This window comes from Mesorhizobium sp. WSM4832 (assembly GCF_055811115.1).
In genome coordinates, this window is sequence record NZ_JBVVQH010000026.1 from 45172 (window position 1) to 62326 (window position 17155).

The 17155-nt window shown below is 59.8% G+C and carries 18 protein-coding genes and 3 pseudogenes; 11 read left to right on the top strand and 10 right to left on the bottom strand.

Annotated elements, in window-relative coordinates; genetic code table 11:
- Window positions 1-697: 697 nt before the first annotated feature.
- The 4 genes from AC0L2L_RS29005 to AC0L2L_RS29020 form a co-directional block, all read right to left on the bottom strand.
- Window positions 698-1054 (bottom strand): hypothetical protein, encoded by a 357-nt coding sequence (locus AC0L2L_RS29005; protein ID WP_473583302.1) that lies wholly within the window; start codon window positions 1052-1054, stop codon window positions 698-700.
- Window positions 1055-1120: 66 nt separating this feature from the next.
- Window positions 1121-1420, bottom strand: a complete 300-nt coding sequence (locus AC0L2L_RS29010) for a DUF1236 domain-containing protein (protein ID WP_473583303.1) — start codon at window positions 1418-1420, stop codon at window positions 1121-1123.
- A gap of 116 nt (window positions 1421-1536) precedes the next feature.
- Window positions 1537-1689 carry a hypothetical protein gene (locus AC0L2L_RS29015; protein WP_473583304.1) on the bottom strand — a complete coding sequence of 51 codons (153 nt, stop codon included), beginning with the start codon at window positions 1687-1689 and terminating at the stop codon, window positions 1537-1539.
- A 1962-nt stretch (window positions 1690-3651) separates the two neighbouring features.
- Window positions 3652-3840 carry a DUF3606 domain-containing protein gene (locus AC0L2L_RS29020; RefSeq protein ID WP_473583305.1) on the bottom strand — a complete coding sequence of 63 codons (189 nt, stop codon included), beginning with the start codon at window positions 3838-3840 and terminating at the stop codon, window positions 3652-3654.
- Between the two features lie 254 nt (window positions 3841-4094).
- Between AC0L2L_RS29020 and AC0L2L_RS29025 the strand changes: the two genes are divergently transcribed.
- Both AC0L2L_RS29025 and AC0L2L_RS29030 read left to right on the top strand, forming a co-directional pair.
- Window positions 4095-4187: a hypothetical protein gene (locus tag AC0L2L_RS29025; RefSeq protein WP_473583347.1), complete on the top strand. Its 93-nt coding sequence runs from the start codon at window positions 4095-4097 to the stop codon at window positions 4185-4187.
- Window positions 4188-5063: 876 nt separating this feature from the next.
- Window positions 5064-5258, top strand: a complete 195-nt coding sequence (locus tag AC0L2L_RS29030) for a hypothetical protein (protein ID WP_027168653.1) — start codon at window positions 5064-5066, stop codon at window positions 5256-5258.
- Between the two features lie 445 nt (window positions 5259-5703).
- On the opposite strand, the gene AC0L2L_RS29035 is transcribed toward AC0L2L_RS29030, so the two are convergent.
- Both AC0L2L_RS29035 and AC0L2L_RS29040 read right to left on the bottom strand, forming a co-directional pair.
- Window positions 5704-5967, bottom strand: coding sequence for an ATP-binding protein (locus AC0L2L_RS29035; protein ID WP_473583348.1), 264 nt, complete (start codon window positions 5965-5967; stop codon window positions 5704-5706).
- 41 nt (window positions 5968-6008) lie between these two features.
- Window positions 6009-6197 (bottom strand): annotated as a pseudogene (locus AC0L2L_RS29040) (IS1 family transposase); the annotation flags it as partial.
- On the opposite strand from AC0L2L_RS29040, the pseudogene AC0L2L_RS29045 reads away from it, so the two are divergent.
- Window positions 6196-6633: pseudogene (locus tag AC0L2L_RS29045) on the top strand (IS1 family transposase); the annotation flags it as partial. The pseudogenes AC0L2L_RS29040 and AC0L2L_RS29045 sit on opposite strands and share 2 nt — an antisense overlap.
- A 39-nt stretch (window positions 6634-6672) precedes the next feature.
- Window positions 6673-6891, top strand: coding sequence for a hypothetical protein (locus AC0L2L_RS29050; RefSeq protein WP_027168652.1), 219 nt, complete (start codon window positions 6673-6675; stop codon window positions 6889-6891).
- Window positions 6892-7508: 617 nt separating this feature from the next.
- On the opposite strand, the pseudogene AC0L2L_RS29055 reads toward AC0L2L_RS29050, so the two are convergent.
- From AC0L2L_RS29055 to AC0L2L_RS29065, 3 genes and pseudogenes are all read right to left on the bottom strand, one after another.
- Window positions 7509-8570 (bottom strand): annotated as a pseudogene (locus AC0L2L_RS29055) (IS3 family transposase); the annotation flags it as partial.
- A gap of 950 nt (window positions 8571-9520) precedes the next feature.
- On the bottom strand, window positions 9521-9661 hold the full coding sequence (locus AC0L2L_RS29060) for a hypothetical protein (RefSeq protein WP_473583306.1): 141 nt from the start codon (window positions 9659-9661) through the stop codon (window positions 9521-9523).
- 1350 nt (window positions 9662-11011) lie between these two features.
- Window positions 11012-11209, bottom strand: coding sequence for a hypothetical protein (locus AC0L2L_RS29065; RefSeq protein WP_027168649.1), 198 nt, complete (start codon window positions 11207-11209; stop codon window positions 11012-11014).
- Between the two features lie 303 nt (window positions 11210-11512).
- Between AC0L2L_RS29065 and AC0L2L_RS29070 the strand changes: the two genes are divergently transcribed.
- From AC0L2L_RS29070 to AC0L2L_RS29080, 3 genes are all read left to right on the top strand, one after another.
- Window positions 11513-11680 (top strand): hypothetical protein, encoded by a 168-nt coding sequence (locus tag AC0L2L_RS29070; RefSeq protein ID WP_473583307.1) that lies wholly within the window; start codon window positions 11513-11515, stop codon window positions 11678-11680.
- A 132-nt stretch (window positions 11681-11812) separates the two neighbouring features.
- The gene (locus AC0L2L_RS29075) at window positions 11813-12088 is read left to right on the top strand and encodes a transposase (protein WP_473583308.1); all 276 of its coding nucleotides are present in this window, start codon (window positions 11813-11815) and stop codon (window positions 12086-12088) included.
- 804 nt (window positions 12089-12892) lie between these two features.
- Entirely contained in the window at window positions 12893-13063 is a 171-nt protein-coding gene (locus tag AC0L2L_RS29080; protein ID WP_473583309.1) for a hypothetical protein, read from the top strand.
- Window positions 13064-13086: 23 nt separating this feature from the next.
- Here AC0L2L_RS29080 and AC0L2L_RS29085 read toward each other — a convergent pair whose 3' ends face one another.
- Window positions 13087-13887, bottom strand: a complete 801-nt coding sequence (locus AC0L2L_RS29085) for an IclR family transcriptional regulator (RefSeq protein WP_473583310.1) — start codon at window positions 13885-13887, stop codon at window positions 13087-13089.
- Between the two features lie 159 nt (window positions 13888-14046).
- Here AC0L2L_RS29085 and AC0L2L_RS29090 point away from each other — a divergent pair, with 159 nt between their 5' ends.
- The 4 genes from AC0L2L_RS29090 (at window position 14047) to AC0L2L_RS29105 (ending at window position 17107) form a co-directional block, all read left to right on the top strand.
- Window positions 14047-14877 carry a transporter substrate-binding domain-containing protein gene (locus AC0L2L_RS29090; protein ID WP_473583311.1) on the top strand — a complete coding sequence of 277 codons (831 nt, stop codon included), beginning with the start codon at window positions 14047-14049 and terminating at the stop codon, window positions 14875-14877.
- Between the two features lie 115 nt (window positions 14878-14992).
- Window positions 14993-15658, top strand: coding sequence for an amino acid ABC transporter permease (locus AC0L2L_RS29095; RefSeq protein WP_473583312.1), 666 nt, complete (start codon window positions 14993-14995; stop codon window positions 15656-15658).
- A complete protein-coding gene (locus tag AC0L2L_RS29100) occupies window positions 15658-16308 on the top strand; it encodes an amino acid ABC transporter permease (protein ID WP_473583313.1) in 651 nt (216 codons plus the stop codon). Before AC0L2L_RS29095 ends, AC0L2L_RS29100 begins: the two co-directional genes overlap by 1 nt.
- 4 nt (window positions 16309-16312) lie before the next feature.
- The gene (locus AC0L2L_RS29105) at window positions 16313-17107 is read left to right on the top strand and encodes an amino acid ABC transporter ATP-binding protein (RefSeq protein WP_027168644.1); all 795 of its coding nucleotides are present in this window, start codon (window positions 16313-16315) and stop codon (window positions 17105-17107) included.
- Window positions 17108-17155: the final 48 nt, after the last annotated feature.

The following is a 17155-nucleotide window of genomic DNA, read 5'->3' on the forward strand; positions in this document are numbered from 1 at the left end:
GCTCCGACAGTGCGGTAGGGGTACTGAATGCCGAAGCCGCCTGCGTGGCCAAGGTATTGGGGACCCTGTGACCGCGCTGTCTCAGAATAGGACAGCGCGGTCAACGATTGGTTAAATTTTACGTGATTCGACGATAACTCCGTGGCCATTTCGTCTGGCACGGCTGCTCGTCACAGCGGCTAGAATAGTGTTCCTGGTTCGGATAATTGCCCTGGCAATCGCCAGATCAGTCTCGCCAAGCTTGTCGGCTGCGACCAGCCGGCGCAGCAACCGCGCAACTTCGCCGCGGCACCAGCCGGCCAGTATGCAGTGGACAATAGCTGAAAGCCATGGAGCATGACTGTCCGACAATCGGCGCTCTTATCATGCGTTGCCCTCCACTGTGCTTTCCTGGCCGGCGCATAAGGCACAGGGCATGTAGGCGTTCGTCATGAGCCAGTCACACACGATTGTCCTCGCAGAAGGTCTTCGAAACTCCCTCTTGTCGGCAATACCCGACGGTGCGTCCTCAACGTTCGGATTGAGCAACGCCCGCAACATTCCTCAGGATCGGCGCGCCCTTCGGAGCATGATCTGAAGATCTGCCTGCAATATCTCCGCGATTTAACCAGCTGCACTTTCAAGATCAGTGGCTATGCTGTCACGCGTCACCGTTTCAGTTCTCCACCGCAGGAACTTCTCTCCTTCGGCCCAACGCTCAAAGCAGAACCAGTACGGCACCTGCTTTGGCCTGGCGAAACTCAGCCGGCGTCCTTGCGGCATTCATGATGCTCACAAGCGTGAATCTGGACGCCCGGGGCGCCCTCCGAGACATCACCAACCGGTTTTCTCCGCAGTGATTTCGAGGCCGGGCAAACAGCCGCATCCGCTTGGCAAAGGGCGATCGAGCCTGGAACTCGTCGCCGCCACCGCTATTTGACCGGCTGATGGATAATTCGAGGGTGGTGCGATATCTGGCACGGAATTTCCCGGCCGTTTTGAAGAGTTTCATAATTTGACGCCGCACAAATAGGTGGCGATTGCTCGCAAAATTGAAGCCCGGCGATTGCATCATCGGGTACGCCCTCCGGCCGAGCAGGCGGCGGGGGCGCCGAATCGCGCTCCCGCCGCGAGGCGACCGTCAGTCGAGCACTTTGACAATAGTATGGGTTTCGGGGTCGACGACTACGGTCCGGTTGTCGATCACCGTATATTCATACTTCACGTTGGGTACTTTATGGAGCTCGACCTTTTCCGGTACCGTGCTCCCGACCTTCAACTCGACGCCCGGCAACTTGATCGATGCAAGAGGTTCCTTCTTCACATATTCGCGGATGGTCGTTTCCTGTTCAGGTGCCAGAACTACCGTGTCCGCGATTGCGACGCTAACGCCCGACAAGAGCAACAGGCCGGCGACAGAATTGGTGATCATCGTCTTCATTTCGATATTCTCCATCAATGCCCCTTGCCCAACGCCGGCACGAGACCAGCAGAACCGCCGATAGGGGGCGCGTTCTCGGCGACCCGTCTAAGCAATGGTGTTCCGGCTTTGATGTTTCACTGGGAAGATCGATTGGGACCAATGCGCGTCAGCATCAGACCAAAGTCCAGAGACGGGATCGACACGCTCACCCGGTCCTCTGTGATCCGCCTGCGCACATTCGCCGTGATGGCGACCTCGTCGCCAGTGTTGATGCTGCCCTTTGCCATGCGGATTTAACCCCGAACAGCCGAGTTGGTTCGCAAGCAATTGCTAATGGAACAATCGGCCGGCCAATCGGTTTGGGTCGCGCCGCATGGTTGTTCGGCACTTTCTCACCGGCCGCTATCGGAGTTCGCTCCGTTGCTCCGAAAGAGGCCTGCCCGAGTGGACCCCGGGGCAGGCCTGTTTCGCTTCTCGGCGGCCCTGGAACTTGCGCCCGAGGCACGCGTTGCTCGTCGAGCGGAAATCACAAGGATATGGCCATGCCCAATAATATCTCTCGTCGCGAGGAGCAACGTGGCACTCGACGTGTGATGATGTGGGGCACTGCCATCGCCCTGGTGGTTTTCGTAGCGCTGTTGGCTTTCATGCTCTGGCCCGCGGTAACGCCGTAGCCGGCGTCCTGCATCGATCGGTAGTGATCGCATTGCGTTCATTCATCAGCCACGCATAACCAAGCCCGGTGGCGATCGGTCCGCGGATAAAAGGAAAGCGCCTACACGCCCTTCATAGGTAAATTCCTGCTGGCTCAGAATTTGCGCATTGGTCATAGCCGCCCCCTCCTTGCGGGGAAAGCATCGCGCAACCCTGAAGGCCACGCAAGCAGGTGCTCCTCCAAGGTGAGCGGCTTGGGGAAGCCGGGCGAGTAAGCTGCCATGGCGACGTAGGCCAGGATTGCGAAGAGCGTGCGTTGGCGCGCTGGTAGGACAGCAGCATTAATCGAATACGGCAATCTCTCCCTACGATCTGATGCTGCTTGCAGGCGGCTCTCGCGTGCCAGCAAGGTCAGTTTTGTCGACCGTCGCGACGATAGCGTTGCCGGCGCTTCGGCAAGAAGCTGCAGGCCGGCACAGGCCTCTCGGTGAACTGCCTCACATGCAAGCGGGACGCTGCCTTAGAGGAATCTGCAGTTTGCCAACCACGCCCTGATCCGGAGGAGTGCAGCCGGCGGACGGGTAATTGGACAGCCCGGTCTGTCTAAATCAAGTTGTGACACAGGATTCCGCAGACCGGGCCATACACCGGATTTGAGGGACGAGCCGGCGCGGCAAGAAACATGCGCCGCACCACTGCAGCCTTCAACCAAAAAAACTGTACGGTTTCGTACAAAACTCCCTGAGGGCTTGCGCATAGTGGGTTGTCCATAGGACGGGAACGACACGCTCACCCGATCCTCCGTGACCCGCCTGCACACCTTGGCGGATTGCGACCTCATCGCCGACGTTGATGCTGCCCTTTCCGATGCGGATTTAACTCCGAACAGGCGGGGTGGTCCTCAAGCGAAGCTGATGGAACAATCGACCGCCCAGTCGGTTCGCGTCGGGCGGCACGGTTAACTCGGCATCTCTCACCGGTCGCCATAGGAGTGCGTTCCCTTCCGGCTCCGAGACGGGCCTGCCCCGGACACTCTCCAGCCGCAGGCCTGTGCGCAGAATAAGCAGGATAGGCCGGCACGCTTTCGTTCTGGAGAAATTGCACGCGCGAATCCGTTGATCCAAGAGAGCAAGAGTCGCTATCGTCGCTGGCGTGGTTGCAGGTGCGGGCGCTTGAATTCGTAAAGCTCCCGGCCTGTTGGGGATCTAGACAATGGACAATAATGACGGACAATTTCAGCCTTCGCCTTTGACATCATCGGCGAAGCCGTCAGGAAATCCGTCATGGACACAAACATGCCTGAAGGCCAATGGCCGGAACACGCCAAGCGGCTATTGCAAGAGATGGCCGTGCGCGAGCCAGACCAGAGCATGATTGACCAGATCATCGTTTGGCTCTAGCGAGCCGTAGAGGCGAATGGCCGCTTGGTTATTCGTTGAGCTTCTCCACTGTGGCGAGCGCTTCGGCTTCGTGGATCGGTCCAGACCTAAAACCGCTGCTTCGCTCGGTAGCACGCCTGCCGGGCAAGTTTCCTTGATCCCATTCTGATAAGGCAAAGTGCCTCGTTGAGATCTTCTATCGGGATTGTCAACAGGTCACCGGACTCCAAGAGCTTTTGCCTCGCGCTCTAGCGTCTCCCGGTCGTTACCGTGCATTTCGATAAGTTCCCTGACCTGTGGGATAGAGAGCCCGAATTTGCTGGCTAAATATCCGACCTCATATTCCTCGTCGCCAGAAACCCTATTACGGTCCCGAAAGTCGCGTTTGCTCTTGTCGTCAGCCATTTGGGATTCCTCCTTCGCCAAAAGAAAGGCGGACAGAGCAGGAATGTTCCAAGGCTCATTAGCGGTCCTAACGGAACCGAACCAATCACGCCATAATGAATCAAATTCCCATTGTTGGGACGTTCCATGCGTAAGCGTGCCGGCGGCGTCCGGTTATCCGTCATTGCTCCGCTACTGCCGACACTGGTCGACAAGCCACACCAGAGGGCGACGGGTGGATTCACGAGGTTAAATTCGACGGCTACCGCTCTCAAATCGTCCGCGACAAAGATGACGTGCGCATCTTCACCCGCCGAGGGCTCGATTGGACAGCCAAATACTGCGATCTCGTGAAGGCGGGCAGCTAGCTGCGACGGGCTTTTCGGTTGCGGGCCCAGTGAGTGAGGCGGATTTAGCGCCCAACAAGTTCAAAAACTTGTCGAGGGATGGATTGGGACTCACTGCTGTGGGAAGCATATCGCTTTCCGTGCCCGCTAAAAATGCACGGCTACCGTTGAAGGAGAACGCCGCCAAATTGTGCCCACAACCGTTCGCACTCTCTCGCCCTCAAGCTCGGAGTGCCCGGCTCACCATAGAAGACCATCGCCCTACGAACGTCGTATCCAAGCACCGAGGCGTTGGCGACGAACTGAATGGCCATTCCCAAGCTGGTGGCGCCGATTCTGACCTCAATTCTATTGGTGAGGTCGATCACTCCGAAAACTTCGGCATTCCCACTCCTGCCAGCCAGAACGGCTGACGAGATCGCATCGTTCACCGCAAGAAGCATCTGGGTTAATCGCCCGCTGAAACGGCTCCATTAACTCTCGAAGCTGAACTTTGTTCCCGACCATACCTCGCGACATGCGAGGCCTCAACGAAGGGCGCGAGATCAGCATTTTTGCCGACGAAGACGAAGCCAAGGCGAGAAACTTCAAGCGCTCGGGTCTAGCGAAATGGCAAAATACTCCCAGAGGACGGCCGCGCCCTAACATTGCGATCCCCCTCAGGGAACCCTTTCGTTCCTCGCGGATTGGTGCCAGAGGTTAGGGAAATCCTTATGGCTCAATTATCAGAGCGAGCCTTCCGAGGGCTGATCCGTTCGGAATCCAGTCGAAGGCGTTTACACTACCGCCAATATCTGAAGGTAGATCCAGTTCTGCCACCGATCCACGTTCGGCTGCTGGAAAAGCTTGAACGGCAGGAGCAGGCGCGCGCTGCCAAGCGACCTAAATTAAGACCTTATGGCACAGCAGCGGTACGACCTTAGGAAGGAGCCTGACGGGACCTGGACGGTCTTCGACGTGTTCACCGGGCAGCCGGCCGACGACTGGGGCGCTCCAGCGGTAGGCCTCGACATGGAGTATGCCGACGATCTGGTCGACCTCCTCAACATTGTTGATCTGAAGCGAAGGATCACCCGAGGGGACATCGCCTAAGGACCGACCGTCTCTTAACGTTTCCGAACGTTGATTTTTCAGACGGTGCGCCACAGAATGCCGCCTTGAGGTTCATGTCGCGCTCGCGACACATCTCGGCGAGGTCACGGATCAGACGGCGCTGCGCTCGCGGGGTGAAGTGAGGTCTCGATTTCATCGATCAGAAGCAAACTATGTTGCTCCGGTTCGACCCGCAGAAATTCCGCGATCTGTCCAGCGCCCGCATGGTAGCCAGAGTAGGTTTGATCTTTGTCTTGGAAGACGGGGACAATGCGCTTTTCGTCGGCGTGAGTCTCGCCAGTTTTACCTTGTCAAAAGCTGCGGCTGACATTTCCATCGTCGCGTCCTTGGCCAATTTCGAACAGCCAGTTCGTGCAACAATCGGCTGTAGGCGACGAAGGTCGATATAGTTCACGCTTCTAACTGGACGCTCTGGATTGCCACGTCAGCGATCACCCGGCTGGCGGGCCGTTCCGATCCGGGAGCGGTCGCCCTCGCAAAGCGAAAACTTGATCTCTCCCGCCCTCACGTCTTCCCAGATGGTCTTAGGAAGGAAGTCGGAAGCAAACCATCCTTTGCTGTTTTTGGAATCGTCTGAACGCCGCGCATTGGCTGGTGGTTGGTGGGTCGATGCGGCGCACTGGAGGATTGTGCTTTTCCCTGAGCCATTTTCACCCACGATCGCAACGATCGGGAAGTTAAAGGGGATTCTTTACCCCACCCACCCGCGAATACTCTCGATCTCGATCCCGCTTCAAGGTAGGCCCTGTGGCCGTCGCTGGTAAGCTGGACGCGATTGGCGAGGCGGCGGGAAAGATCGTCGATGAAAGCCATCGCGTAATCGCTGTCACGACCACCGACCAGCCACGACATTACAAGCGTGGTGTCGGCATCGATTGCCGTCCAAGTCCACGTGTCGCCAGCGCCTTCCGGTGCAGCGGTTGAAGGCGCGTTCGGTGGCGACGTGATTACGCCATGCTGGTCAAGATTTACGGCACGTCGCCGGACAGCGCCAAGGGCCGCTACAGCCCCGTCGAATGCACTGGCGCACGGAAAGAGACTATCGAAGGCAATCCCAATCCCCAGCACGTCAACACGTCATTCGCCGAGCGTCAGAACCTTACGATGCGGATGCACATGCGCCTGACGAACGGCTTCTCAAAGAAGGTCGAAGCCTACGCCAATGCGGTCACGCTCCACTTCATGTACTACAACTTCGTGCGAAATCCATAAGACGCTTCGCGTCACGCCCGCCATGGCCGCTGGCGTAATAGACAAGCTTTGGGAGATCGCGGACATCGTTGCGCTTATCGAAGCCAAGCAAGCCGAAAATTCGGCCGTGCGTGGTCCCTATAAGAAGCGCGTAGTGCTATAATGCCATATAGTTCCGGTTGGGGTTGGGCTGAAAGTGACCATGGCCGACGAGTATCTAGACCACCTTTTAGAGTGTCCCTATTGCGGCACTATCCGCCTCAGGATTCCAAAGAACGCAGAACCGTCGACGCCGATTAAGTGCGACGATTGCGGCCGATATCTCAGCACATGGGATGAAATACAGACCGACTTCGAGCGCCAAGGCGGAGCCAACGGCGTGTTCCGCCTCGACAAAGGGCGCATCCAGAAGCTCGATTGAATTTCAAACTGACCCACTACCAGGTGATCATAGAGTTGGCCGCAGAACGCGGGCTTTCGCTTTCGACTTTGCGAAAACCTTGATGCCTCTCCGTTGGTTTAGCCCTTTCGGTGCCCGTGAGGCCGGCCCGGGTGCCTGCTTGATGGTCCACTCCCCAAAAAGAAAGCCGACCTTTTTACAGGTCGGCTTTCCGTCGGACGGGTCGAGGGGTTTTGAGGGACTACGGGGGGTGACCCGTCGATCTAAAAATGCGTGAGCCTGATCATGGTTCCATGACCGCGAAATTATTTGCGCGCGCGCGTTCAGCGTTCGCACAGAAGGCCCGAAGGTACTTCCGTGCCGGCAGCAAAAGAGGAGAGCTTCTCCCCAACTAACACTTGCGGTCAGTGCCACTTTCCGCCACGAACGAGGCAGGGGCTAGGGGGTGTCGTCGAAGCGAGGACCAGGGCCGATATCGGTCCACCCGCGGGCGAGGCTGACCTGCCACTGAACTTTCGTCCAGTGGCGATTAGAGCCTCGGCCGTTTCTGTTATGCCGTATGGCGCGGTTTGAGCAACCGGCGGAGACGCGAAGCCTTCATTGAGCGCAGCGTCGGAGCCGGTTGCGGCGAGGGTTCCGGCGAAGGCCGCCGGGGTCTGGTAGCCGAGCGAGGAATGGGGCCTCGCGGTGTTGAAGTCCAGCCTCCATTCGGCAATGGCACTGCGGGCGTGGTCGAGGCCGAAGAACAGGCTCTCGTTCAACAGCTCGTCGCGCATTCGGCCGTTGAAGGATTCGACGTAGCCATTTTGCATCGGGTTGCCCGGGGCGATGTAGTGCCATTCGTGGCGATGATCCTTCGACCAGGCGAGGATGGCGTTCGAGGTGAACTCGGTGCCGTGGTCAGAAACGATCATGTCCGGCTTGCCGCGCCAGGCGATCAGGTCAGTCAGTTCCCGAGCAACGCGCCGACCGGAGATCGACGTGTCCGGGATCGCGGCAAGGCATTCGCGCGTCCCGTCATCGACGATGTTCAGCACCCGGAACCGCCGCCCGCAGGCGAACTGGTCATGGACGAAGTCCAGCGACCAGCGCGCGTTCGGCTTCGCCTCAACCAGAATCGGCGCCCGCGTGCCGACCGCTCGTCGCCGTGCCCGGCGCTTGCGCAGCGTCGGGCCCTCCTCGCGGTAGAGCCGGTAGATGCGATTGACCCCTGATGGCTCGCCCTCTCGCTGGAGCAGAATGAACAGGCATCGATAGGCGAAGCGGCGGCGCTCGTTGGCGAGGTCGCGTAACCTTGCGCGCAGCTCCGTCTCCGGCGGACGCCGGAACCGATAGCGGACCATCTTGCGATCGGCACCGACGAAGGAACAGGCCCGACGCTCCGACACGCCCAGACGGCCTGCAGATGCGCGACGGCTTCGCGCTTGGCGGCGGGCCCTACCATTTTTTGAAAGAAGCTCGCGCAGTGCCGACGCTTCGAGCATCTGGTCGGCGAGCAGCTTCTTCAGCTTTGCGTTCTCGTCTTCCGAGGCTTTCAGCCGTCTGGCATCGGAGACGTCCATCCCGCCATATTTCGCCTTCCAGTTATACAGCGTCGCCTCGGAGATCCCATGCTTGCGCGCCAGGTCGCCCGCCGTTGCTCCCGCCTCATGCTCACGCAGAACCGCGATGATCTGCTCTTCCGTAAACCGCTTTTCTCTTCATCAGTCCGTCCTTCAATCGAGGCCGGACTCTAATCTCAGATGGAGGAAATTACCCGTGGCAGGTCAGTGGCAGGTCACGACACATTGAACGTCTTGGAGAGTTCAGGGAATCCTGGTCGCAACTCGACGCGAAGGGGTCCGTAACGTGCACCATACACGCGACGCTATGCGGGCTAGCGGCTTTCAGATCGGGGATAGCGAAGGCTCCAGCTACGGTGCCAGCTGAAGGCGCTCCAAGAGGAAATTGAGGCAGTCGATCGCGCCATTGAAGATGAGAAGCGGTTGGGCCCCGCTCTCGAAGGCGCGGCTCAATCCCGCAAACCGACTAGGCCAAGAACCGTGAAGGGAACATAGAGCTAAGCGAAACGACGTAATAGCCCGCCGCCCCATTCGCGGCAGCGGCGGGCGCCCCTATGGTCGTAGGGACATAGCCGGGGAGAGGGTGCGGCCGCCCCCTTAGCTATCCCGTGAACATGCAAATTCTGCGCCATTGATAAATTCCCGATTTGATACAACGTGCGCCGGCCTTGATACGCGATTCAGCTTGCACTGAAGTCTAAATCGGGGATGGGTTGGATGGCAGGCTTTCGAAGATTTGGATGTTCTATTTGCCAGGGCGCACGGAAGTTGTTCATAGGCGAACATTGGAAGGCCACAGACGGCAACATCGTCCTATGGCGTCAACTGTTGGATCGGCCAACAGAAACGAGGGCTGATGTACCCAACACCAGCCCTCTAGCCCGCCACCTCCACGGAGGGCACAGGTGGCGACGGGCAGTGATTACGATAGCGGCGTCTCGGGCAAATGGAAGAGGCTCAGTCGCTATATGATTTCGCGTTAATCTCCCGTCACATCGGCGCGTATTCCCTGACGCCGCGCTCGGGATCCTGGTAATATACCAGTCTAGCAAGGTCCTATATTCACGCTTCCAACGATCGCTTCGGAGTCACCATCCTCGTCCGTGCAGTGGATCGTTTTGACTAGCGCCAGCGCCTTCGGATACGTTGCGATTGCTTTCCTGCACTCTCTTCCATGCGTACCAGATCGGCCAGACGAAGAAGCCGATGACAATGTCTTGGCTCTTCATCTCAGTCTCCCTCCCGCAATGGGCCTTCCTCCTCGGCCGCGAGGCGGAACAGCCATTGGACCTCCCAGAGGGTCGCTTGATCTTCGAGACACGCCATGCAGACGCGCACTGCCCATTCCCAATGCGGACCGCGCTTGCTCATTTCAGCAGTTCGGCAGCCGCGCCCTCGACATTTGAAAAGTTGCACGTCTGGCGGGCTTATCGGTCTTGACGGCGACGGGAAGGGGAGGGGAGAACCAGTGCATATGGCGAACGATAACGGCATCTTCGCCAAAAGGAAGGGACCAGCCACCGGCGTAAGATGACTGGTCCCACTCGCCGCGCGATCTGGGGACTAGAGCGGACTTGCAGATCGTCACCGCGCGGGCTGTCATGAAAGATATCATATTAGCTGGCGCTTGGATAACAGATTCGTTGTTGCGGTGCGCTCAATCCAGGTCCCGCACCCGTGCAGGTTCCTGCTCGGTTCTCGGAACATTTTAGCTGAGTTGAATGTTTCAACTTGATGACAAAATTGTCCGATCTTGGAACGTCGATTTCCGGCAAACAGGACAGGCCCAAACCGCGCTATTGCGTAACCAGCTATATCTGCCCGATATGCCATCAGGCGGTCGATATGAAAGATATTCGGCAGCTTGTATGGCATCGCCAGCCTAAGCATGAGCCGCTGGAGATGGACGAGTAGCCGCTTGCTGCCGGTGCTTGTTAACTTTTTTGGCAATTTTTTGATCGGCCGGGAACCAATGCCTGAATCCTCTGGCGCGCCAGTGAACCGAGCGCCGCCTGGGTCCATGCGTTCGTACAGCAGATGATTTTAGATTTTCCGAGCCTTTGCTCTCATCCGGAAGGCGGAAGCTGGTTCCATAGCTCGCTGGCGACCACCTCCAACTAGGCGAAGCTCTGCGCTCCCGCCGGCTGGCCGAACGCCGAACTCGAGCAGCTTCAAGCCGATGCTGCACTTTACCTGGCCAAGCAAACGGGCCGAAACCGGGTATTGCTGCACTAGGCCGGAGCCAGCCGAGATCAAAAACAAGACGCTCACGAGCTCGAGAAGACCCGCGACACGATAGCTGGATGTCGCTTCGCCGTGCTAAGGGAGGAAGGGTCCCCAAACGATTAACGTTGCGGGGGGCAAGGGGTGTTTGCGCAGGCAGGTTGCCCGATCCTCCGCTCAGACTTTATTGCCCAATATTTTGCCAGCATAACAAAGACGCGAAACGGAGGGCGGCTTGTTGCTACAAGTTCAACGCGAACGGCACCACGCAAACTACGAGGAGCAACCGCGCTGTAGGAGTGCTGCAGGTAGGGGGTGAACCGCTGCCGTGATGCACGGCGCACCGGCTGGCTCTGCTACGTGAGGCGCGTGATCTGAAGTGGCGACCCTAAACCATCCGCCCAACTGACCCGAACGCGGTCGCTCACTTCAAGGTACGCCACATCAATTAGATAGGTGAGAAAGTACTCTCCATCTGCTTGGGTCAATTGCCTCATCTCTCGCAACATCGCCTGCACGAAGCGCAAGCTTTCTAATTTGGTGGGCTGCTCCATCGGTCTCGCGCCTCTGCTTAGTTGTCCCATATATTAGAGACAATTTGCGCAAAGAGCGATCCGGCACGCTAACCAGTCTGTCAATAATTTGCCCGACGTAACCCTTCGGAAGTTGCGATCCGCAACGATATCGGTCCATCGCTTGCGCCAAGGAGAATTTCTGGTGGCCATGTGGCAACCTTCGCCTTTGTGACGATGAACTCGCCGTCCTCAGAAATGGGAAACACGCGACCATCGAGCAGCCCGAGCTTCTTCCCGATGGTTCCACAGGTTGGCTCTCCACATTGAAGGTGCCGGTCAGGAATGATCTCGGTCACCCACAATCGCGACGTGACCCTTCCAAACCGGCTTCTGCTGACGCACCGGCGCAATCTGAAGACCAAGTTCCTCGATCCGGAGAACGCCATCCGTCGCTCGCTGAAGTCGTTCGGCATCCGTCCGACTGGGCAAGGTCGGACGCGCGGCCTTTGAGCGGGTGTTGCGACAGGCTGTGGCGGACGATCCGCTATCGGCCGAGCTGATGGACGCGATGGTGTCCGGCGCGCTCGGCGCTGTGGGCCGACCGCAAGATCTCCTCGTCAAAATGGTGGCGCGCAGCGAGCCATGTCGACGCTTCATGGCATCCCCGGCGTTGGTCCGGTGACAGCGCTCTCGTTCATGACGGCGATCGACGATCCGACGCGCTTCCGCCGGTCGCGCGACGTCGCCGCCTACTTCGGACTGACGTCGCGGCCCAGGCAGTCGGACTCTTCGATGCATGCGGCCAAGTCACCCGTCGCAGTGCGCGGAAGACTGCACGGTGCATTGGAAATCGACGCCAGAACGCGGGATCGTCGCGCGGAGCATAGATTCGTGTATTATCGCAACATTGAAGGGTAACGACGAGTTCACAAGGTCATCGGAAGCACAACCGATTAAGAAAAGGCGCACATTGCGCTTTGGGGTGGCGGTTGTTTTTCAGTAGGCTAGACAATTATTTCACAATGCGTGCATGTTTGCTGCACATTGCAAGAATCGCGATTTCTGAGCGATTGCTTCGGTTTAATGCAGTGTGCGGCGGCTCGGCCGGCAGCTGAAAGGGGGGCGGGAAGGGGCATAGTCTGAGACGGCGGCGAGACGCTCGACGGAAACCCGGTCTTGGAGAGGGAAGCGGTCTCTTTGGTGACCTCTTGTCCGCAGGCAGTTGAGCCGATGCATTCTCAATGTCAGAATCTCGTCGACCTGGCTTGCGGTAACTCGCGATCTCTGGTCGGCACGGCTGTCTGGAGGGCTGTCGTTTGCGGCTCGGCGGCAGCCGACATCGCCAGCGTCGGCCGTAGGATGGCGGCCGAGCGCAGGCTTGTCGGCGGCGGGCTCCGTCGCACGACGGATGTACAGGCTTCATGGCTCATGGAAGCGCCCGGCTGCGACAAGCGTGCCCCGACCCAAGCGTCCATCGCGGCTTTGTAGGGCGTGGCCTCCTCTCCGACATACTGGCGCTACGCATCGCCCAGCCGGCGGTGGGCTGTCGGCTGACATCGGATCTTCCATCCTGACAGGAAAGCGCCTCGAACGGTTATGGCAACTGCACTCGGCACTGACCCGGCGGGCCACTACCCCGGAACCATCCCATAAATGCGAACGCTGATTAGGGCGCACGAGATAGCGTACGCCCCTTCATCGAAGCCGTGCATGAAGTAGGCGATGGCAGCAGCGACTCCGCCAGAGTCAGCCCGGAGGGACGAGACGGCGCTGCTTGCCATCTGCGGCTACGCTGCGGTATCGGAAAATTCCGAGGCACTTGGTGCACGGCGGATCCTGCGTTACCGGCTGATGGCGCTGGAAGACCGGATCATCCCCGACATCACCGCCTGAACGGAAGCCCCTAAACGCTGCTATCACGAGATCGAAAACCGGGCTGCGCGCTCGCGCAGCAGTGCGACCAGCTCGCCCGTCCGCTCTTCCGACGTGTCGATCGGGACTACCAGGCACATCGTCGCCTCGACTTTGCCGGGCGCCGAGAAAACCGGCGCCGCTAAGCATTTGGTATAGGCGTCGACAAGGCCTGAGGTCATGCAATAGCCGCTGACACGCGCTTTAGCGATGTCTTCAATGAAGTCCTCGAGCTCGATCTTGCGGCCGTCCGGCAGCACAAGGTCGTCCTCGGCGATCATAGCCTCGATCCGGCTGCGTTCGAGGCCGGCGAGCAGCAGCCGGCCGGATGCGGTCCAGGGCAGCGGTATCTGCAGGCCGGTGGCCGAGCTGATGCGGAACGGCCTCGTGCCGGGGCTCGAATGCACGATCGTGTAGCGGCCGCTCTGCAGCGTGCACAGCTCCGATGTCTCGCCTGTCTCCCGCGACAGCATGTCGACCTCCTGCCGCCCGCGCCTGAGCAGGTCGTTGCCGCGCATGTAAGCCATTCCGTAGAGGTAGAGTTTCTTGCCGAAATAGACGCGATTACCGTCGCCGGCCATCTCCAGCAGGCCGGCGTCGACCAGTTCGCGCACCAGCGTGTACGTCGTCGAGCGCGGGGCGTTGAGCCCCTTGGCCAGCTCGCCGATGCCGATCGCGCGTTGCGTGGCGTGCAGGAACTCCAGGATGTGCAGCACCCGGTTGAGGCCCTTCTCGCGCGAGCTCGCGGGTTTCTCCGCCTCCGCGTGGTCTGTCGTCCACTCGCTCAGCGCTTTGCCATCTTGCATTGTCGATTCTCAGTGTTAGTATCTGTCTTGTACAGGATACATGTGTCTTTTGTAAGAGACAATCGTTTTATTGCCGCATGTATTCACAAGGGGAACACAACGCAAAAGGAGGTCGCCGTGAACGACACATCCGGAAGACGTGATTTTCTGAAATTGGGAATGGCAGGACTAGCGACCGCCGGCGTGCTGACCGCTATCAGCGCCGAGAAGGCCGCCGCGCAAGCCGCGTCCGACAGCGTGCTGCGCACCGCGCTCGATCGCGGCAAGCTGATCGTCGGCACCGGCAGCACCAATGCGCCGTGGCATTTCGAGAACGATGCGGGCGAGCTGGTCGGCATGGACATCACCATGGGCCGCATCCTCGCCAAGGGCCTCTTCGATGATCCGACCAAGGTCGAGTTCGTCATGCAGGATCCGGCGCAGCGCATTCCGAACGTGACCACTAACAAGGTCGACATCACCATCCAGTTCATGACCATGACCGCGCAGCGCTCGCAGCTGATCCATTTCTCGCGGCCCTACTACATCGAAGGCGTCGCGCTGCTGACGCTGCCCGGCTCCGAGAACAAGACATTCGACAAGCTGCTTGCAGGGGGCTCCGCCACCCGCATCTCGATCCTGCAGAATGTCGATGCCGAAAGCTCGGTGCATTGTGCCTTGCCGCAGGCGCAGGTGATGCAGATCGACACCCAGGCGAACGTCTTGCAGGCGTTGGAATCCAAGCGCGTCGATGCTGCCGCGGTCGACCTGTCCACCGTGCGCTGGCTCGCCTCGCGCAACCCGGACAAATATTTCGACGCCGGCAAAAGCTGGTATTCGATGCTCTACGGCGCGGCGCTCAGACAAGGCGATCTCGACTGGCTGACCTTCGTCGACCAGACCTTCACCATCGCCATGTTCGGCCATGAGACGGCGCTCTACGACGCCGCCTTCAAGGAATACTTTGGCCAGGAGCCGCCGCCACGCCATCCGGGCTTCCCGGTCATCTGACGAAGCCTATCTGGCAAAGCCGGCGGGAGGTGCTGTCCTTACGCCGTTATCCTCGACACGGGCCTGGCGAGTGGCGGATGCTTGATCCGTCACCGCAGGCCATTGAGACGGACACATGGGCTACACGCTCAATTTCAATCTGATCTGGCGGCATTTCGACAAGCTTTCGGGCGGCCTGCTGCTCAGCCTCGAGCTTGCCGTGATCTCGATCGCCATCGGCATCGTTATCGGGCTGGTACTGGCGGTCTGGTATGTCTCGGCCGGGCGCGTCGTGCGTGGCGTCATCGCGGCCTACGTCGAATTCATCCGCAACGTGCCGCTGATCCTGTTGGTCTATCTGGTCTTCTACGGTCTGCCGACCGTCGTCGACATCGCCTACAGCGCGCAGACCTCTTTCGTCGCCACACTTGCGCTTTATAGCGGCGCCTACCTTGTCGAGGTGTTCCGCTCCGGCCTGGAGGCCGTGCCGCGCGGCCAGATTGACGCCGGCAAGGCGATCGGGCTTACACCCTGGCAGCGGCTCATCCATGTGCGCCTGCCGACGATGATGCGCATCACGCTGCCGGCGCTCTCCAACACCTTCATATCGCTGTTCAAGGACACGTCCGTCGCGTCCGTCATCTCGGTGCCCGAACTGACCTATGGCGCACAATGGATCAATTTCAACACCTTCCGCATCGTCGAGGTCTATCTGGTGGTGACGGCGATGTATCTGGTGACGGGCTACGTCCTGCTTTTCGCGCTTCGCTTGATTGAGCGCTGGTACAGGACGGCGCACTGATGCTTGGCCAGATCGCCTATGCCCTGCCGTTCCTTGCCCAAGGCTTCGCGCTGACGCTCTGGGTGTCTTTGCTGGTCGTGGTGCTGTCGCTGATTGCCGGCGTCATTCTCGGCGTCGGCCTCGTCTACGGCCCCGCGCCGCTGCGCTGGGCGGTGCGCATCTTTAGCGACACCATTCGCGGCATCCCGATCCTGGTGCTGATCTTCTTCGTCTATTATGGCCTGCCGGCGGTCGGCGTTCACCTGCAATCCTTCTGGGCCGCGGTGCTGGCGCTCACCCTGTTCAAGACAGCCCAGGTCGTGGAATATCTGCGCGGCGCGGTCGCCTCTATTCCCAAGGGCCAGTCGGAAGCGGCGATGGCGATCGGCCTGACCTTCCGCCAACGGCTCGCCTACGTCATCTTCCCCCAAGCCTTCCGCCGCTTCCTGCCGCCCTGGATCAACGGCGTCACCGACGCGGTGAAGGGCAGCGCGCTGGTCTCGCTGCTCGGCATCACCGACCTGATGCAGGCCATCAACCAGGTCATCGGCCGCACCTACGAGGCGATGCCACTCTACATCCTCGGCGCTCTTCTCTATTTCGCCGTCAACTATGCGCTCTCGCTCGCCAGCCGCCGGCTCGAGCGGAGCTTCGCCTTCATTCGGGAATAGCACGATGGCCACCAGTTCCAGCGACAGCGCCGCACTTCTCGATATTGCCGAGGTCTCGAAATCCTTCGGCTCCGTCGAGGTGCTGCGCTCGGTGAGCCTGCAAGTGGCGAAGGGCGAGGTGGTCACCGTCATCGGCCCGTCCGGCAGCGGCAAGACCACGCTGCTGCGCTGCGTCAACTTCCTCGAAAGCTATGACAGCGGCTCGATCCGCATCGACGGCAAGGAGGTCGGTTTTCGCGACGGCGGCCAGCGCCAGCGGCGCAGCGAGCGCGACTTGGCCAGCATGCGCGCCGAGACCGGCATGGTGTTCCAGAGCTTCAACCTCTTCCCGCATCTGACGGCCGCCGGCAACATCATGCTCGGTCTCACCAAAGTGCGCGGCAAGAGCAAATCGGAAGCGCGCGCGATCGCCGAGCATTGGCTGGGCCGCGTCGGCCTCGCCCACAAGGCCGACAGCCTGCCGGCCGAGCTTTCCGGCGGCCAGCAGCAGCGCGTCGGCATTGCGCGTGCGGTCGCCATGGAACCTAAAATCCTGCTGCTCGACGAGATCACCTCGGCGCTCGATCCGGAGCTCGTCGGCGAGGTGTTGGCCGTGGTGAAAAGCCTCGCCGAGGACGGCATGACCATGGTCATGGTGACGCACGAAATGGCCTTCGCGCGCGATGCCTCCAGCCGCATCGTCTTCATGGCCGATGGCGGCGTCAGCGCCGTCGGTCCGCCGAGGGATGTGCTTGCCGCCGAGACCACCAACGAGCGCCTCCGCTCTTTCCTGGCGCGTTTTCGCGCCTCGCATTTCTGACATTGGTGGCGAGAGCCACCCATTGTCGACAGCGGATGGCTAAGCCAT

Excerpts from the sequence above, each read along its gene's own strand:
- AC0L2L_RS29005 (WP_473583302.1), bottom strand. The coding sequence starts at position 1,054 with ATGATGCAATCGCCGGGCTTCAATTTTGCGAGCAATCGCCACCTATTT.
- AC0L2L_RS29010 (WP_473583303.1), bottom strand. The coding sequence starts at position 1,420 with ATGAAGACGATGATCACCAATTCTGTCGCCGGCCTGTTGCTCTTGTCG.
- AC0L2L_RS29015 (WP_473583304.1), bottom strand. The coding sequence starts at position 1,689 with ATGGCAAAGGGCAGCATCAACACTGGCGACGAGGTCGCCATCACGGCG.
- AC0L2L_RS29020 (WP_473583305.1), bottom strand. The coding sequence starts at position 3,840 with ATGGCTGACGACAAGAGCAAACGCGACTTTCGGGACCGTAATAGGGTT.
- AC0L2L_RS29030 (WP_027168653.1), top strand. The coding sequence starts at position 5,064 with ATGGCACAGCAGCGGTACGACCTTAGGAAGGAGCCTGACGGGACCTGG.
- AC0L2L_RS29050 (WP_027168652.1), top strand. The coding sequence starts at position 6,673 with ATGGCCGACGAGTATCTAGACCACCTTTTAGAGTGTCCCTATTGCGGC.
- AC0L2L_RS29060 (WP_473583306.1), bottom strand. The coding sequence starts at position 9,661 with ATGAAGAGCCAAGACATTGTCATCGGCTTCTTCGTCTGGCCGATCTGG.
- AC0L2L_RS29065 (WP_027168649.1), bottom strand. The coding sequence starts at position 11,209 with ATGGAGCAGCCCACCAAATTAGAAAGCTTGCGCTTCGTGCAGGCGATG.
- AC0L2L_RS29070 (WP_473583307.1), top strand. The coding sequence starts at position 11,513 with ATGATCTCGGTCACCCACAATCGCGACGTGACCCTTCCAAACCGGCTT.
- AC0L2L_RS29075 (WP_473583308.1), top strand. The coding sequence starts at position 11,813 with ATGTCGACGCTTCATGGCATCCCCGGCGTTGGTCCGGTGACAGCGCTC.
- AC0L2L_RS29080 (WP_473583309.1), top strand. The coding sequence starts at position 12,893 with ATGGCAGCAGCGACTCCGCCAGAGTCAGCCCGGAGGGACGAGACGGCG.
- AC0L2L_RS29085 (WP_473583310.1), bottom strand. The coding sequence starts at position 13,887 with ATGCAAGATGGCAAAGCGCTGAGCGAGTGGACGACAGACCACGCGGAG.
- AC0L2L_RS29090 (WP_473583311.1), top strand. The coding sequence starts at position 14,047 with ATGGCAGGACTAGCGACCGCCGGCGTGCTGACCGCTATCAGCGCCGAG.
- AC0L2L_RS29095 (WP_473583312.1), top strand. The coding sequence starts at position 14,993 with ATGGGCTACACGCTCAATTTCAATCTGATCTGGCGGCATTTCGACAAG.
- AC0L2L_RS29100 (WP_473583313.1), top strand. The coding sequence starts at position 15,658 with ATGCTTGGCCAGATCGCCTATGCCCTGCCGTTCCTTGCCCAAGGCTTC.
- AC0L2L_RS29105 (WP_027168644.1), top strand. The coding sequence starts at position 16,313 with ATGGCCACCAGTTCCAGCGACAGCGCCGCACTTCTCGATATTGCCGAG.